General features: G+C 71.7%; 17 protein-coding genes. 7 read left to right on the top strand and 10 right to left on the bottom strand.

Features of this window, described 5'->3' with window-relative positions:
- The first annotated feature begins 35 nt into the window (after positions 1-35).
- Entirely contained in the window at positions 36-1,319 is a 1,284-nt protein-coding gene (locus SAVERM_RS17405; protein ID WP_010984795.1) for a thymidine phosphorylase, read from the top strand.
- A gap of 129 nt (positions 1,320-1,448) precedes the next feature.
- Positions 1,449-1,835: an STAS domain-containing protein gene (locus SAVERM_RS40145; protein ID WP_010984794.1), complete on the top strand. Its 387-nt coding sequence runs from the start codon at positions 1,449-1,451 to the stop codon at positions 1,833-1,835.
- Here the strand turns inward: SAVERM_RS40145 and SAVERM_RS17400 are convergent.
- From SAVERM_RS17400 to SAVERM_RS17390, 3 genes are all read right to left on the bottom strand, one after another.
- The gene (locus SAVERM_RS17400; RefSeq protein ID WP_010984793.1) at positions 1,728-2,732 is read right to left on the bottom strand and encodes a sigma-70 family RNA polymerase sigma factor; all 1,005 of its coding nucleotides are present in this window, start codon (positions 2,730-2,732) and stop codon (positions 1,728-1,730) included. The genes SAVERM_RS40145 and SAVERM_RS17400 overlap by 108 nt on opposite strands.
- Positions 2,733-2,870: 138 nt before the next feature.
- Positions 2,871-4,001 (bottom strand): DNA polymerase III subunit beta, encoded by a 1,131-nt coding sequence (dnaN, locus tag SAVERM_RS17395; RefSeq protein WP_010984792.1) that lies wholly within the window; start codon positions 3,999-4,001, stop codon positions 2,871-2,873.
- Between the two features lie 140 nt (positions 4,002-4,141).
- The gene (locus SAVERM_RS17390) at positions 4,142-5,434 is read right to left on the bottom strand and encodes an MFS transporter (protein ID WP_010984791.1); all 1,293 of its coding nucleotides are present in this window, start codon (positions 5,432-5,434) and stop codon (positions 4,142-4,144) included.
- Between the two features lie 63 nt (positions 5,435-5,497).
- On the opposite strand from SAVERM_RS17390, the gene SAVERM_RS17385 reads away from it, so the two are divergent.
- Complete coding sequence (locus tag SAVERM_RS17385; protein WP_010984790.1) at positions 5,498-6,451, top strand: LysR family transcriptional regulator; 954 nt, start codon at positions 5,498-5,500, stop codon at positions 6,449-6,451.
- An 87-nt stretch (positions 6,452-6,538) separates the two neighbouring features.
- Here the strand turns inward: SAVERM_RS17385 and SAVERM_RS17380 are convergent, their stop codons facing one another.
- The gene (locus SAVERM_RS17380; RefSeq protein WP_010984789.1) at positions 6,539-7,303 is read right to left on the bottom strand and encodes a prolyl oligopeptidase family serine peptidase; all 765 of its coding nucleotides are present in this window, start codon (positions 7,301-7,303) and stop codon (positions 6,539-6,541) included.
- A 113-nt stretch (positions 7,304-7,416) separates the two neighbouring features.
- Between SAVERM_RS17380 and SAVERM_RS17375 the strand changes: the two genes are divergently transcribed.
- Complete coding sequence (locus SAVERM_RS17375; RefSeq protein ID WP_037644938.1) at positions 7,417-8,571, top strand: adenosine deaminase; 1,155 nt, start codon at positions 7,417-7,419, stop codon at positions 8,569-8,571.
- A gap of 130 nt (positions 8,572-8,701) precedes the next feature.
- Positions 8,702-9,034, top strand: a complete 333-nt coding sequence (locus SAVERM_RS17370) for a hypothetical protein (RefSeq protein ID WP_010984787.1) — start codon at positions 8,702-8,704, stop codon at positions 9,032-9,034.
- A gap of 109 nt (positions 9,035-9,143) precedes the next feature.
- Here SAVERM_RS17370 and SAVERM_RS17365 read toward each other — a convergent pair whose 3' ends face one another.
- The 5 genes from SAVERM_RS17365 to afsQ1 form a co-directional block, all read right to left on the bottom strand.
- Complete coding sequence (locus tag SAVERM_RS17365) at positions 9,144-9,347, bottom strand: PspC domain-containing protein (protein ID WP_010984786.1); 204 nt, start codon at positions 9,345-9,347, stop codon at positions 9,144-9,146.
- Positions 9,348-9,435: 88 nt separating this feature from the next.
- A complete protein-coding gene (locus SAVERM_RS17360) occupies positions 9,436-9,987 on the bottom strand; it encodes a VanZ family protein (protein ID WP_010984785.1) in 552 nt (183 codons plus the stop codon).
- 127 nt (positions 9,988-10,114) lie between these two features.
- A complete protein-coding gene (locus tag SAVERM_RS17355; protein ID WP_237528808.1) occupies positions 10,115-10,777 on the bottom strand; it encodes a hypothetical protein in 663 nt (220 codons plus the stop codon).
- Entirely contained in the window at positions 10,777-12,342 is a 1,566-nt protein-coding gene (locus SAVERM_RS17350; RefSeq protein ID WP_010984783.1) for a sensor histidine kinase, read from the bottom strand. The genes SAVERM_RS17355 and SAVERM_RS17350 overlap by 1 nt, the downstream gene beginning before the upstream one ends.
- Complete coding sequence (gene afsQ1 / locus SAVERM_RS17345; RefSeq protein ID WP_010984782.1) at positions 12,339-13,016, bottom strand: two-component system response regulator AfsQ1; 678 nt, start codon at positions 13,014-13,016, stop codon at positions 12,339-12,341. The genes SAVERM_RS17350 and afsQ1 overlap by 4 nt, the downstream gene beginning before the upstream one ends.
- 321 nt (positions 13,017-13,337) lie before the next feature.
- Here afsQ1 and SAVERM_RS17340 point away from each other — a divergent pair, with 321 nt between their 5' ends.
- Positions 13,338-14,117 (top strand): SigE family RNA polymerase sigma factor, encoded by a 780-nt coding sequence (locus SAVERM_RS17340; protein WP_078234421.1) that lies wholly within the window; start codon positions 13,338-13,340, stop codon positions 14,115-14,117.
- A gap of 196 nt (positions 14,118-14,313) precedes the next feature.
- Here the strand turns inward: SAVERM_RS17340 and SAVERM_RS17335 are convergent, their stop codons facing one another.
- Entirely contained in the window at positions 14,314-14,943 is a 630-nt protein-coding gene (locus tag SAVERM_RS17335; protein ID WP_078234422.1) for a uridine kinase family protein, read from the bottom strand.
- A 128-nt stretch (positions 14,944-15,071) separates the two neighbouring features.
- On the opposite strand from SAVERM_RS17335, the gene SAVERM_RS17330 reads away from it, so the two are divergent.
- Entirely contained in the window at positions 15,072-15,467 is a 396-nt protein-coding gene (locus tag SAVERM_RS17330; protein WP_010984779.1) for a hypothetical protein, read from the top strand.
- Positions 15,468-15,523: the final 56 nt, after the last annotated feature.

Here is a 15,523-nt window from a genome sequence, read left to right as displayed (position 1 = left end):
GCCGCGCACATTCGTAAGTCTTCGGAAGGAAAGCCATGGCCATGGACGCCATCTCCGTCATCCGCACCAAGCGTGACCGCGGTGAGCTCAGCGACGCGCAGATCGACTGGGTCATCGACGCGTACACGCGGGGCGAGGTCGCCGACTACCAGATGGCCGCCCTCAACATGGCGATCCTGCTCAACGGCATGAACCGTCGCGAGATCGCCCGCTGGACCGCCGCGATGATCGCGTCGGGCGAGCGCATGGAGTTCTCGGCGCTGTCCCGCCCGACCGCCGACAAGCACTCGACGGGCGGCGTCGGCGACAAGATCACGCTCCCGCTGGCCCCCCTCGTCGCGGCCTGCGGCGCGGCCGTCCCGCAGCTGTCGGGCCGCGGCCTCGGCCACACCGGCGGCACGCTGGACAAGCTGGAGTCGATCCCCGGCTGGCGGGCCCTGCTGTCCAACGAGGAGATGCTGCACGTCCTCGACACGACGGGCGCGGTGATCTGCGCGGCGGGCGACGGCCTGGCCCCGGCCGACAAGAAGCTGTACGCGCTCCGGGACGTCACCGGCACGGTCGAGGCGATCCCCCTGATCGCCTCCTCGATCATGTCGAAGAAGATCGCGGAGGGCACCGGCTCGCTGGTCCTGGATGTGAAGGTCGGCTCCGGCGCCTTCATGAAGACCATCGAGGACGCCCGCGAACTGGCCTCCACGATGGTGGGCCTGGGCACCGATCACGGCGTGAAGACGGTCGCGCTCCTGACGGACATGTCGACCCCGCTGGGCCTGACGGCGGGCAACGCCCTCGAGGTCCGCGAGTCGGTGGAGGTGCTGGCGGGCGGCGGCCCGGCGGACGTCGTCGAGCTGACCGTCGCGCTGGCCCGCGAGATGCTGGACGCGGCCGGTGTGAAGGACGCGGACCCGGCGAAGGCCCTGGCCGACGGCTCCGCGATGGACGTGTGGCGCCGCATGATCGCCGCGCAGGGCGGCGACCCGGACGCGCAGCTGCCCACCGCGCGCGAGCGGCACGTGGTGACGGCCCCGTCCTCGGGCGTCCTGACCCGCCTGGACGCGTACGACATCGGCGTCGCCGCCTGGCGTCTGGGCGCCGGACGCGCCCGTAAGGAGGACCCGGTGCAGGCGGGCGCGGGCATCGAGATGCACGCCAAGCCGGGCGACACGGTGACCGCGGGCCAGCCCCTGCTGACCCTGCACACGGACACCCCCGAGCGTTTCGAGTACGCACTGGAGTCGGTGGACGGCTCGTACGACATCGCGCCCACGGGCACGGACTTCAAGGCCACGCCGGTGGTGCTGGAGCGTATCGCCTGACCTGGACTCTCTCATCCGGGTGAACGGGATCGGTGGACCTCCACCGGTCCCGTTCGGCATGCCGGGACTGGTGACGCACCGACAGGAGACGATGCCGATGCCGACGGCGATGGCCGCGAACGGGCTCCGATGAGTTCCACCGCCCGCCCCGGTCTACCGAACGTGGATGCCATGACACCCGCAGTACTGGTCCTGCCCGCCGCCGTCAGCCAGGACGCCGTGGCGAGGCTGTGCGAGGACGTGCGCGCGCTGCTGGAGTCCACCGGCGCGGGTGTGGTCGTGTGCGACGCGGCTGCGCTCGGGCCGCCGGGCCTGGCGGCCGTCGACGCGCTGGCCCGCCTGGAGCTGGCCGCCCGCCGGACCGGGGGCCGGATCAGGGTCCGCGCCCCGGCTCCCGCCCTGCGCGCGCTACTCGATCTCGTCGGCCTCCGCTTCGAGGTGGAGGGGGAGGCCGAAGAGCGGGAACCAGCGCTTCGTGTCGAGGAAGAAGTGGAACCCGGTGAGCCGGCCGTCTGAGATCTCCAGGACCTGGAGCGCCCAGGGAGTGAAACCGCCCGCCTCCGGGTCCGGCTTGTACTGGGCGAAGCCCGGCAGGCCGTTGACCTGGACCGGCAGCAGCCGCGAGCCCGCGCAGGCCGCGCCGAGCGTGGTCATGAAGCCGGTGATGTCCGGCGTGCCGCACAGCCACAGGTCGAACGGCGGCATCGTCATCACCGCGTCCTCGTGCAGCAGCGCCGTCAGCGCCGCCATGTCGTACCCCTCGAACGCCGCCACATAGCGCTCCAGCAGCTTCTGCTGCTCCTCGTCGAGCGGGTCGGACACGGCGGCGTCCGCGGCGGCGCCCTCGCTGTCGGCGAGCGTCGCCCGCGCCCGCTGGAGCGCGCTGTTGACCGAGGCGACCGAGGTGTCGAGCAGCTCCGCGACCTCGCTCGCCTTCCACGCCAGCACCTCGCGCAGGATCAGCACCGCCCGCTGCTTGGGCGGCAGTCGCTGGAGCGCGGCCATGAACGCGAGCCGCACGGACTCCTTGGCCACGGCCGCCTCGGCCGGGTCGCTCGCCGTCGGCAGCACGCGCACGTCGGGCATCGGCTCCAGCCAGGTGCTGTCGGGGCGCGGGGAGAGCGCGGCCTGGGCGAGGGGGGTGGAGTCGGTCAGGTCCATGGGCCGGGCGCGCTTGTTGCCCGCCGTCAGCATGTCCAGACAGACATTCGTCGCGATCCGGTACAGCCAGGAGCGGAGGCTGGAGCGGCCCTCGAACTTCTCGTAGCTCCGCCAGGCGCGGACCATCGTGTCCTGCACCGCGTCCTCGGCCTCGAAGGAGGAGCCGAGCATCCGATAGCAGTACCCGGTCAGCTCGACCCGGTGCTTCTCCAGCCGGACGTCCAGGTCCGTCGTCGCCGTGCCGTCACTCATCGCCAACCCACCCCTGTGGCCGTTCCCGTCGCCTCGTCGCGCCGGCACTTCGGAAGCTACCGCAGCCCACTGACAACGGCCCCCCGAGCGGGAAAATGCCCAGGTCGGACCGGCTGTCGACGACTGCTCCCGGCTGCCTCAGACCAGTTGCCTCACGGACATGAGCAGATGCCGGTGCGCGGTGTCCGGCTCGCCGCCGTCCGCCACCGCCGTGAGCAGCGTCCGCTGTCCGGCCCCCAGCAGCTCCAGCCGCACCCGGGGCGCCTCGAAGGAGTTCAGCGCGTCCAGCAGATACCCCGGGTTGAACGCCGCCGTGACCTCTTCGGCACCGCTCAGCACGGCGGGCAGCCGCTGCGCGGCCACGTCGTCGCCGTACCCGGCGCCCAGCAGCACCGTCCCGTCCGGCGCCGAGAAGTCCAGCCGCACCGGACTGTTCGCCTCCGCCACCACCGCGACCCGCCGTACCGCCTCCGCCAGCGCCCCGCACTCGACCTCGGCGACCGCGGCCCCCGCCACGGCGAACAGCGACCCGTACTTCGGCAGCCGCCCCTCCAGCAGCCGTACGACCGTACGCATCCGACCGCCCTCGAAGCCGATCAGCCCGCCGGCCGCCCGGTCGAAGCCGATGCGGACGTCACCGGAGCGGGCCAGTGAGCGCGCGATGTCGAGCAGCCGCCGCGCGGGCAGCAGCGCCTCCACGACTCCGTCGGCCGCCGCCTCCGGCTGCCACCCCAGCGTCCGCACGGCATAGCGGTAGCGGTCCGACGCGGCCAGCGTCATCGCGTCGCCGTCCAGGCGCAGCTGTACGCCGGTGAGCACCGGCAGGGTGTCGTCGCGTCCGGCGGCGACGGCGACCTGGGAGACGGCGCTCGCGAACGCGTCGGCGTCCACGCTGCCGTACGGCTCGGGCGGTACGGGCAGCGCCGGGTACTCCTCGCGCGGCAGCGTCGACAGGCCGAACCGGGTGCCGCCCGCCTCCACCGTGAACCGCGTCCCCTCCAGCACACAGCTCACCGGACCGTCCGGCAGCACCCGGCAGATGTCCAGCAGCCTGCGCCCGAGGACGAGCACCTGCCCTTCCGCCACTGTCTCCGCGTCGGTCCCGATGCGCGCGGCCGCCTCGAAGTCGAACCCCGAGACGCTCAGCCGCCCCGCGTCCGCCGTCAGCAGCAGCCCGCCCAGTACCGGCACCGGCGAACGCGCGGGCAGTGCGCGGGCCGCCCAGCCCACCGCCTCGGCGAACGCCCCGCGTTCGACCTGGAACTCCATCAACAATCCCCCTGCTCGGCCCAGTTGTCGCGCGGACGCTACACGCGACCACTGACAACGGGCGCCGACCAGGGGGAACGAGGGGGAACCAGAGGGAATCCGGGGGAATCAGGGGAAGGGGGCGGAGGGGAGTGCGGAGCTCAGTGCGCCGGCACCGGACTCCGTCGCGCCTGCGCCCGTGCCGCGTGCGAGCCGAACACCGTGATCGTCACGACGCCGAGCACCGCGAGCAGGCCCAGGGTGACCGTGCCCGCCCAGCCGCCCGCGTGGAAGGCGACCGCGCCGAGCGTGCTGCCCGCGCTGGAGCCGATGTAGTACGCGGACTGGTACAGGGCGGAGGCCTGGGCGCGGCCCCGCTTCGCCGTGTGGCTCACCGCCGACGACGCCACCGCGTGCCCCGCGAAGAAGCCCGCCGTGATCAGCACCAGGCCCAGCAGCACGAACACCAGGGAGCCGGCCAGGGACAGCAGCAGGCCCGCCGTGGTCGTACCGCCCGCCAGGTACAGCGAGCCCCGCCGACCGAGGCGGTCGACCAGCCGTCCGGCCGTCGACGCCGAGACCGTACCCACCAGGTACACCAGGAAGACCGAGCCGATGATGCCCTGCGGCAGCGAGAACGGCGCCTCCGTGAGGCGGTAGCCGATCACCGTGTAGACCCCGCCGAACACCATCATGAACAGCGCGCCGATCGCGTACAGCCGGCACAGCAGCGGGTCGGCGAGGTGGTCGCGGACCGTGCGGGCCAGCACGCGGGGCCGCAGCGAGCCCGGCGTGAAGTGCTTCGGGGCCGGAAGCAGCAGCCGGAACGCGAACGCGCAGGCCACCGCGAGGAACCCGATCGTGCCGACGGCGACCCGCCAGCCCCACTCCTGTGCCACCCAGCCGGTGATGACCCGGCCGCTCATGCCGCCGACGCTGTTGCCCGCGACGAACAGCCCGATCGCGGTGATCAGCGCCTTGGGGCGGACCTCCTCGGCCAGATACGCCGTCGCCGACGCCGGCAGGCCCGCCAGCGCCGCGCCCTGCACCGCCCGCAGCGCGATCAGCGCGCCGATCGACGGGGCGAAGGGGACCAGCAGACCCACCGAGACCGCGACCGCCAGCGACGCCGTCATCAACGTACGCCGTCCGAACCGCTCCGACAGCGCGCTCATCGGCAGCACGAACAGCGCCAGGCCGCCCGTCGCGGCCGACACCGTCCAGCTCGCCTCGCTCGCGGTCACCCCGAGGTCGGAGGAGATCAGCGGGAGGAGAGCCTGGGTGGAGTAGAGGAGCGCGAAGGTCGCCACCCCGGCGAGGAAGAGGGCGAAGCTCATCCGGCGGTAACCGGGCCCGCCCGGGGCCATACGGGAGTCGGCGGCGGGGTCGGCGGTGGCGGAAACGGACGGGACGGCGCCCACGGTGGCGGGCGCCTCGGTACTGGCGGAAGGCATGCTTCGAAAGTAGGAGTCCCGCCACTCATCCGTCCAATGCATGAAACCGCCATAATCGTTCCCATGGTGCATCAGCAGAGGTCACAGGCCCACCTGTCACCGTCCAGTGACACAGAAGACATCGTCGCATTGCTCGCTCCACGCCTTGCGTACTTCGCCGGGGTGGCCCGCACCGAGCACGTCACCCGGGCCGCGCAGGAGATGCAGGTCCCGCAGTCCACCCTCTCCCGCTCCCTGGTCCGCCTCGAGCAGGACCTGGGCGTCGACCTCTTCGCCCGCCGCGGCCGCACGGTCTCGCTCACCCCGGCCGGCCGTACGTTCCTCGCCTCCGTCGAGCGCGCGCTCGCCGAGATCGAGCGGGCCGCCGACGAGGTGCGCGCCGACGCCGACCCGGCCACCGGCAAGGTCGCCTTCGGCTTTCTGCACACCATGGGCTCCGAGACCGTGCCCGGGCTGATCCGAGCCTTCCGCGCCGATCATCCGCGCGTCCGCTTCAGCCTCGTCCAGAACTACGGCGAGGCGATGATCGAGCGGCTGCGGGCCGGGGAGTTGGACCTCTGTCTGACCTCGCCCGTGCCGGACGCGCCCGACCTGGTGGCCCGCCGGCTCGACGAGCAGAAGCTGCGGCTCGTCGTCCCGGCCGACCACCGCCTCGCCGCACGCAAGCGCGTGCGCCTCGCCGAGGCCGCCGACGAGACCTTCGTGACCCTCGAACCCGGTTACGGGCTGCGCCGTATCACCGACGACGTCTGCCAGGAGGCCGGTTTCAGACCGCGCATCGCCTTCGAGGGCGAGGAGGCGGAGACGCTACGGGGCCTGGTCGCCGCCGGGCTCGGGGTCGCCCTCCTGCCGCCACCGGCCGTGCCCCGCCCGGGAGTTGTCGAGCTGACGGTCACGGCCCCGCGCGCGGTCCGCGAGATCGGCGTCGCCTGGCTGGACGGCCACCCGGACACACCGCCGGTGGCCGCCTTCAAGAAGTTCCTGCTGTCCAGAAGGGGACATCTGCTGCCCGACTGAGCCGACTGAGCCGGTTGATCCGGCTGATTCGGCTGCCCTTCGGCCACCCGTCACCCACCGCTGCCGGACCGGCCCGCGCGGGAGCGCTCAACGCCGCTTCAGCGACCGCCCGAACCCGGCCGCCAGTGGCATCCGCAGCCCCAGCGGCGGCGGCGCGGCGAGCGCGTCCTCCACCGGGCGGGAGAAGGCGTGCCCGAACAGCACGCCCATGACGAAGTCCTCGGCCAGTGCCAGCACTTCGGACCGGTGCTGATGCAACCCGTGTCCGTCGGAGTGCACTTCGAAGCGGCAGATGTCGCGGTTCGTCTTCTTCGCCCGGGACGCCAGCCGGAACGACAGCTCGGGGTCGGTGCGCTGGTCGTTCGTGCCGTGCACGAGGAGCACGCGCCGTCCGGAGAGCTGCTTCACCGGTTCGGGTGGCGCGGCCACGTCCTCCTCCGGCAGCCAGGGAGCGAGCGCCAGCACCGAGTTGACGGCTGTGTGCCCGCCCGCGCGCAGCGCCGCCCGCCCGCCCATGTCCACGCCGGCGAGACAGACGGGGACGTCCCCGTAGCGGCGTACGACCTCGCCCGCGGCCCAGGACGCGTCGTGCGCCAGATGCGCCTCGCTGCCGTTCCAGCCGCGATAGCGGTAGTGCACCACATGCGTGACCAGGCCTTCGTCGCGTCCCGCGCGCGCGAGATGGCGCCCGAGCGCCCGTACGGAAGCGGTCGGGAGTACGGGGGACGGTCTGCGGGTGGAGGCCTCGTCGCCGCCCGGGAGCAGTAGCACCACTCCGCTCACCGCCGTCGGCTCCGGGCCGAGCGTCCTCCCCAGCCGGGCCGTGCGAACCGGCGTCGCTTGGTGTGCCATGACAGAACAGTGTCAGAAGCATCGGTGTACGCCACCCGTCCGCCGGGTCACTGTTGGATATCGACGCTTCGTCGTGCCCGGAGCTCTACGCGCGTAGGGCTTATGGTGCGGAAATGACGAGCCAGCACCAGAACACCCCTAGCTCGGAACAGATCCGCCGGGCGCCCAAGGTCCTGCTCCACGATCACCTCGACGGGGGGCTGCGCCCCGGCACGATCGTCGAACTCGCCCGCGACGCCGGGTACTCCGGGCTCCCCGAGACCGACCCCGACAAACTCGGCATCTGGTTCCGCGAGGCCGCCGACTCCGGTTCGCTGGAGCGGTATCTGGAGACCTTCGCCCACACCTGCGCCGTCATGCAGACCCGTGCGGCGCTCGTGCGGGTCGCCGCCGAGTGCGCCGAGGACCTCGCCGCGGACGGGGTCGTCTACGCCGAGGTGCGGTACGCGCCCGAGCAGCACCTGGAGGCCGGGCTCAGCCTCGAAGAGGTCGTCGAGGCCGTCAACGAGGGCTTCCGGGCCGGCGAGCGGCGGGCCAAGGAGGATGGCAACCGCATCCGGGTCGGCGCGCTGCTCACCGCCATGCGGCACGCGGCCCGCGCCCTGGAGATCGCCGAACTCGCCAACCGCTACCGGGATGCGGGCGTCGTCGGATTCGACATCGCGGGCGCCGAGGCGGGCTTCCCGCCCACCCGGCACCTCGACGCGTTCGAGTACCTCAAGCGCGAGAACAACCACTTCACGATCCACGCCGGGGAGGCCTTCGGTCTTCCGTCGATCTGGCAGGCCCTCCAGTGGTGCGGCGCCGACCGGCTCGGTCACGGCGTGCGCATCATCGACGACATCCAGGTGCGCGAGGACGGCTCGGTGAAGCTGGGCCGCCTCGCCTCGTATGTGCGCGACAAGCGCATCCCGCTGGAGCTGTGCCCGAGCTCCAACCTCCAGACGGGCGCCGCGTCCTCGTACGCCGACCACCCCATCGGGCTGCTGCGGCGGCTGCACTTCAGGGCCACGGTGAACACCGACAACCGGCTGATGTCGGGGACGAGTATGAGCCGCGAATTCGAGCACCTTGTCGACGCTTTCGGCTACACGCTCGATGACATGGCCTGGTTCTCCGTCAATGCTATGAAATCCGCATTCATTCCTTTCGATGAACGACTGGCCATGATCAATGACGTCATCAAGCCTGGATATGCCGAGCTGAAATCCGAATGGCTGTTCAAGCAGACGGCTTCCACCAGCAGTTCTGCGGCATCCGAGGAGTAAGTGGAGCGCAACGGAAGCGGCCGGGTCCGCTGGATTCGGCCGCTTTTGGATGTTTGCGGAGCGCGGCTTTGCGTGTTTACGGTCGTGGACCGCTCACATCCCCGTCAACGGATCCAAGGACGCATTCCATATGAAGCAGTCTGCTGCCAAGACTCTCGGTGTCGCCGCGCTCGGTGCCGCCTTCGCCGCCGCGGGCGCGGGCGTCGCCAGTGCGGCCCCGGCCGTGCCGGACGCCTCCTCGGCGCTGGACACCGTCACCCGCACGCTGCCGGCGGACAACGTCACCCAGGTGCTGCCCGGCTCGCGTGAGGCGCTGAGCCAGGGTCAGAACGCGGTCGGCGCGGGTGTGGCCGCGGCCAAGCCCACCGCGGCCAAGGCCCTCAATGGCGGTCCGGCCGCGCCGGTCGCCGGACTGCTGGGCGGGCTGCCGCTGAAGGGGCTGCCCACCACGACACTGCGGTGACCACGATTCCGCTCGGCTGAGACCGTTCGTCCCGGCCGTTCGTCTCGTACGACGTCGATGGGGCGCACCCGGCTCGGGTGCGCCCCTCGGCATGTGCGGAGCGGTGCGGTCACCAGGCCGTACGGCCGGCCTTGTGCTCCGACGGGAACAGGATCCACAGCGCGATGTAGAGCAGGAACTGCGGGCCCGGAAGCAGGCACGACAGCAGGAAGATCACGCGCATCGTGGTCGCGGAGGTGCCGAAGCGCCGTGCCAGCGCTGCGCAGACTCCGCCGATCATCCGGCCGTCGGTGGGGCGGGAAATGGCGGTCATGAGGGCTCCTTCGCGAACCGTGGGACAGGCAGTCCGTCTGCCTTGATGTCCTCGACGCTACGGGGACGAAGCGGGCCGAAGCGTCGCTCTACGGTGCGATCCCGACCCTGGGAATCGTCGGGGTCAGACCCTGAGAGAGCTCCTCCCGGCCCAGGGCCGCACGGCGCCGCGTCTCGGCCCGGCGGCGGAGCCGGGCCCGGCCCGCGGGCACGATCGCCAGATGGGCCAGGGCCACGCCCACCGTGTTGAGCAGCAGGGAGTCGACGTCCACGACCTGTCCCGGCACCCCGGTCTGGAGCAGTTCGATGCCCAGCGAGATCAGGGCGCCCGCGGCGACCGTACGGGTCAGCGAGGCGAGCGGGGAGACGGCGAGCCGCCCCGCCACCATCGGCAGCAGCACGCCGAGCGGGGCGAGCAGCCCGAGGCCCTCACCGATCCGGCGCACCGCCTCCCGCGGGCCCAGGGCGAGATCGGCCCTGATACCGGCGAAGGGATGCAGGTTGGCGGGGCTCACCCAGGGAACGTCCAGCGGGCGCAGCGTGATCCAGACGACGAGCATGAGGTGTGCGGCCAGGAGGACACCTCCTGCCACACGGACGCGGATCACGGCACTGCCGCCGCCTGAGCCTTGACGCTGCACGCCCCCCAAGACGCCGGGTCCGGCGGGATCGGTTCCGTGTTGCGTCCCTGCGTGTGAGTGGCACAGCACACGTAGGGGTCTCCAGGGCCGGCCCGGCTCCGGGACGGACGAGCGCCCCGGCGGCGGTTCAGCCTGTCTTGACCTCGGTCGACGGTGGCTCCTGGGTGCCCGGCCGGGAGCGCACCTCCGTCGTGCACTCGTAGCGGCGCGGTGAACCGGTGTCCGGGCCGCCGAGGATGACCGCGCCGTCGTCGGCGGCGGTCGCCTCCGAGTTGGCGAACGTGCAGACGAGCTGCGCCAGCGCGTACGAGGTGAGCCGCCGGGGCGACGTGCTCAGCCGGAAGGTGTTCCCGGGGTCCTTGGCGCGGGGCCCGCTCACCTTGATGCCGCCGTTCACGTCGCTCGTGTAGCCCGCCTGCTTCTCGGCGGACGACGGGGTCCGGGCGAGTTCGTCGAGCAGCCCCTGGGCCACCAGCACCCGGCGCCCGGCCTCCGCCGTGCCGTCCGGGATGCGCACCGAACGGTCCACCGTCACCAACTGCGAGGCGCACAGCAGGAAGACCTGGACCGGGATGCCGGGACTGCCCTGGGTGGAGAGGTCCGGCGCCGACAGGGCACAGGGCACCCGCGACGGCGCGGGCCCGAAGTCGGTCGGGACCTGCGTGGCCCGGATACCGCAACCGGTGAGCAGCGCGGCCAGCAGCGGGAGGGCCAGCCAGGGACGCGGACGGGCCGCGGGCCGGGGACGTGAACCCACGGCAGTGAAGGGGCGTACGCCTCGTACCGTCATCAGGCGTTGCCCTCCGTGCCGTGCCCGTTCTGCCCCTCGTCCTCCGCGATCAGCGGTGACGGGTCGCGGGGCAGACGCAGCGTGAACACGGCGCCGCCCTTCAGGGAGTTGGCGGCCGTGATCTCGCCGCCGTGGATGTGCGCGTTCTCCAGCGCGATGGACAGTCCCAGACCGCTGCCCTCGGAACGGGGGCGCGAGGCGCTCGCCTTGTAGAAGCGGTCGAAGACGTGCGGCAGGACGTCCTCGGGGATGCCCGGACCGTGGTCCCGCACCTCGATGACCAGGTCCTCCGCCTCCGTACGGACGGACACGCGGACCGGCGAGCCGCCGTGCTTGAGCGCGTTGCCGATCAGGTTCGCCAGGATGACGTCGAGGCGGCGCGGGTCGAGGCGGCAGATGTTGCCGCGCTCGGCGTCGAGATCGACGGCGTCCAGCCAGGCGCGCGCGTCGATGCACGCGGTGATCTGGTCGGCGATGTCCACGTGGTCGAGGACGAGCCGTGCCGTGCCCGCGTCGAAGCGGGTGACCTCCATGAGGTTCTCGACCAGGTCGTTCAGCCGGCGCGTCTCGCTGACCACCAGCCGTACGGCCGGTTCGATCATCGGGTCCACGCTGCCCGTCTCGGCGTCGAGCTCCTCCTCGAGGACCTCGGTGACGGCGGTGATCGCCGTGAGGGGCGTACGGAGTTCGTGGGACATGTCGGCGACGAAGCGCCGCGAGGCCTCGTCACGGGCGCTCATGTCCGCGACCCGCTTCTCCAGGGACTCGGCCGTCCGGTTGAACGTCCGTGACAGATCGGCCAGTTCATCGGTGCCGGACACCCGCAGACGGGTGTCGAGCTTGCCCTCGCCGAGGCGCCGGGCGGCGATGCCGAGGCGGTGCACCGGCTTCAGGACGGTCGTCGCGGCGGCCTGCGCGAGCAGCGCCGAACCGATCAGGGCGAGGCCCGTCGCGATGCCCAGCGACCAGGCGAGGGAGTTGAGGTCCTTGGCCTCCGGCTCTAGTGACTTGAGCATGTAGCCGGTCGGGCCGCCGCCGATCACCTTCGCGCCGCCCACCAGATACGGCTTGCCGCCTTCGGTGACCCGCTGCCAGTACAGGTGGTACGCGTGCTTGTTGCCGCCCGACACGGACTGCTTCTTGTTCACCGCCGTTCGCAGGGACTCCGGTACGTCCTCCAGCGTGAAGGTGTCCAGGTCGGAGTTGCCGGTGACGGTCTTGCCGTTCGCGTCCTCGGCGACCAGCAGCACGCTGAAGCGCTGGCTGCTGGTTCCCATCTGCCCGGCGGTGTGCTGGAGTTCGTCCTGCGTCGGGTGCACGGGCAGCGCGCTCGCCCGGTTCTGCATCTCCTGCTGGAAGTCACGCAGCACCGCGTCCTGGGTGCGGGTGAGCACGGCCTCGCGGTTGAGCCAGTACGCGATCCCGGAGGCCGAGACGGCGGCGGTGAGCGCCACCAGGCCGAAGACGACGACGAGACGCAGCCGCAGGCTGGTGAAGCGCAGACCGGACAGGATCGCCTTGCGGGCCGCGGCCCAGCCGCGGAGCTTGTCCTGCGGTTTGGTCACTGAGGAGAGTCCAGCCGGTAGCCGACCCCGCGCACGGTACGGATGAGCGTGGGGGAGGAGGGAACGTCCTCGACCTTGGCCCGCAGCCGCTGCACACACGCGTCCACGAGCCGTGAGTCGCCGAGGTAGTCGTGCTCCCAGACGAGCCGCAGCAGCTGCTGACGGGACAGCGCCTGGCCGGGCCGCCTGCTCAGTTCGAGGAGCAACCGCAGCTCGGTCGGCGTCAGTTGCAGGTCCTCGCCGTTCTTGGTGACCGTCATGGCCGCCCGGTCGATGACCAGGGACCCGAAGGTCGCCGAGTCGTTGGCCTCGCGCTCGCCGCGCCGCAGCACGGCCCGGATCCGGGCGTCGAGCACCCGCCCCTGCACGGGCTTCACGACATAGTCGTCGGCGCCGGACTCCAGCCCGACCACCACATCGATGTCATCGTTGCGCGCGGTCAGCAGAATGATCGGCAGCTGGTCCGTGCGCCGGATGCGCCGGCACACCTCGAACCCGTCGATGCCCGGCAGCATCACGTCCAGCACGATCAGGTCCGGCCGTTGCTCGCGCAGCAGCTTCAAACCGTCCTCGCCGGTGGCAGCGGTGGCCACACGGTGTCCCTGGCGAGTCAAAGAGAGCTCCAGGGCCGTACGGATGGCGTCGTCGTCCTCGATCAGCAACAGGGAAGGCACGGGGGTCATTCTGGCCCATGGGAGGGCCGGTTTCGACCGTTGGAGCGCTCCCATACATGTCCCGCATACGAAGGAGCCCGCGCGCGGGCCGTGCGCGGGTCGCACGCGAGCGGTCCCGTGTCGTCTGCGTAGCCATACGACTCTTCTCTGTGATCGCACTGTGACGCGCCCGTGCGCGGGCCCTGTGACAGGTCTGTGACAGTCGGCGGACACGGCCATGAAGTGACCCCGGCAAGCTTTTCGACACAAGCAAGGCAGCACCACCGCAGGACAGCAGGGCAAGACCGCAGGGATACCGGACTCCACGACGGGGGGCGCGAGATGAACACGCTGCACAGCACCAGCACTGGCGCAGTTGTCACGCGTCTGCACGACGTCATCCGGAACACCGAGAAGTCCGGTGCCGTGAGCGGGCGGGGGTGCGCTCGCGGCACCGGGCGTCAACACACCGGGTCCGTACAGCAAGGGCGTACGCCCTACATGACGGTGGTTGACGCACTCACGGGGGGAAGCGGTACGGGGGTACAGGCTCACGGGGGAGCCGCGTACGGGGAGGACACGGGGGAGCGTCGCTCGGTGTCGGAGGCGGAGTTCACCGCCTACGTCCAGGAGCGCCGCGCCTCCCTGTACGCAACCGCCTACCACCTCACCGGCGACCGCTTCGAGGCCGAGGACCTGCTGCAGAGCGCGCTGTTCTCGACGTACCGGGCGTGGGACCGGATCAGCGACAAGGCGGCCGTCGGCGGCTACCTGCGTCGCACCATGACCAACCTGCACATCAGCGCGTGGCGCCGCCGCAAGCTGAACGAGTACCCGACCGAGGAACTGCCGGAGACCGCCGGTGACACGGACGCGATGCGCGGCACCGAGCTGCGCGCCGTCCTGTGGCAGGCGCTGGCCCGGCTGCCGGAACTCCAGCGCACCATGCTGGTCCTCCGTTACTACGAGGGCCGCACGGACCCGGAGATCGCGGAGATCCTCGACATCAGTGTCGGCACGGTGAAGTCCAGCATCTGGCGGTCGCTCCGCCGGCTGCGCGAGGACGAGGTCCTCAGCTTCGGCCGTGACGAGGAGGAGTCCTTCGGGGAGCTTGTCGCCTGAAGGTCTGGGGGGAGCAAGTAACGGGGGGAGCACGGGGGAAGTACGGGGGAGCGGTACCGGGGGGACCAACGGGGTCACGGGGGACCGCGGGGGATGCAACACCAGCACGGGGGAGCACGAAGAGAGCGGGACTGGAGGGCCGGGGGGTCCATCCAGTCCCGCTTTTTCGTGCCGTTGCCGGCGGCAGCCCCAGGGCCTAGGCCGTCGCCTTCGCGCAGCGTCCCGCCGCCGCTGCCGCCATGCGGCCCAGTGCCTCGTCCCGGTCGCAGGGGTGGGCGCCGAGGGCCGTCTGCCGGGTGACGATCGAGCGTTCGGCGCGCATCAGGCGCCAGCCGCGGCGCAGGAGGAAGGGGATGGACTTGCGGCCTTCCTTGAGGTCGCGCAGGAAGCGGCGGCGGAAGGTGGTGAGCGGGCCGCGGGTCAGGCAGAGGGCGTCGGCGAGAAGGCCCAGCTCGCGGCAGCGGTCCACGATCTCGGCGGCGAAGATGCCCTCCGCGATGAACAGCGGCGTCCGCTCGATGTGCAGCGTCTCCGCGCCGGTGCGGGCGCTCAGCGCGATGTCGTACACCGGCACGGTCGTACGGCTCGTCGCGCACAGCTCGGCGATCGCCGCGACGGCGGTGTCCGCGTCCCACGACAGCGGATGGTCCCAGTCGATGTCCGAACTCCCCTCCACCAGCGGCAGCGTCGGGTCGTCGCCCTCTTTGTAGAAGTCGTCGAGCCGCAGCACGGGCAGGCCGGAGCGGGCGGCGACGAGGGACTTGCCCGAGCCGGAAGGGCCGCAGAGCAGCACGACGCGGGTAGGTATCGGGGGATGGAGACTCACGAGACACCAGTCTGAGGCATCAGGCGGGCGGCGCCGACCCCGCGGGACGCCGTTGGAGCGCACATCACATCTCAACTACCCTTGGTGCCGACCTGATTACCTTGCGCAGCAGAAGGTGGCATCAGCCCATGGCACGACACGCCTCCCTCCCGAATCCGACCGCTCGGCGTGCCCTGGTCGCTCTCGCGACCGCGGCACTCGGGGCGGGCGCGGCCACGGCGTCGGCGCAGGCCGCCCCCGCCGTCGACGCGACGCACAACCGGCCCGCATCGACGGGCGCCATCGACTCGCAGGCTGGGCTCCGGCCGCTCACGGGCACGGTCGGGTACGTCACGGGACCGGTCGAGGGGCTCAAGCCCAACCCGCTCGCGGGCACGGGCGTCGATCCGCTCGACAACGGCGTCGGCACCCAGGTCGCCGACTTCAAGCCGCTCTCGTCGAAGGCCCTGACGGGGCCGCTCGCACAGGCGCCGTCCGTCGGAAGCACCCCGGTGCTCGGTCGGGCGGCGGGGCTGCTGCACTGACGCCACGCACGGAGAGAGCCGCGCTCCCCCTGGACGGAGGGGAAGCGCGGCTCTCC

Source organism: Streptomyces avermitilis MA-4680 = NBRC 14893 (assembly GCF_000009765.2).
In the GTDB taxonomy this organism is placed as follows: domain Bacteria; phylum Actinomycetota; class Actinomycetes; order Streptomycetales; family Streptomycetaceae; genus Streptomyces; species Streptomyces avermitilis.
The sequence above is the reverse complement of the archived record's forward strand: the minus strand, read 5'-3'. Positions and strand labels throughout refer to the sequence as shown.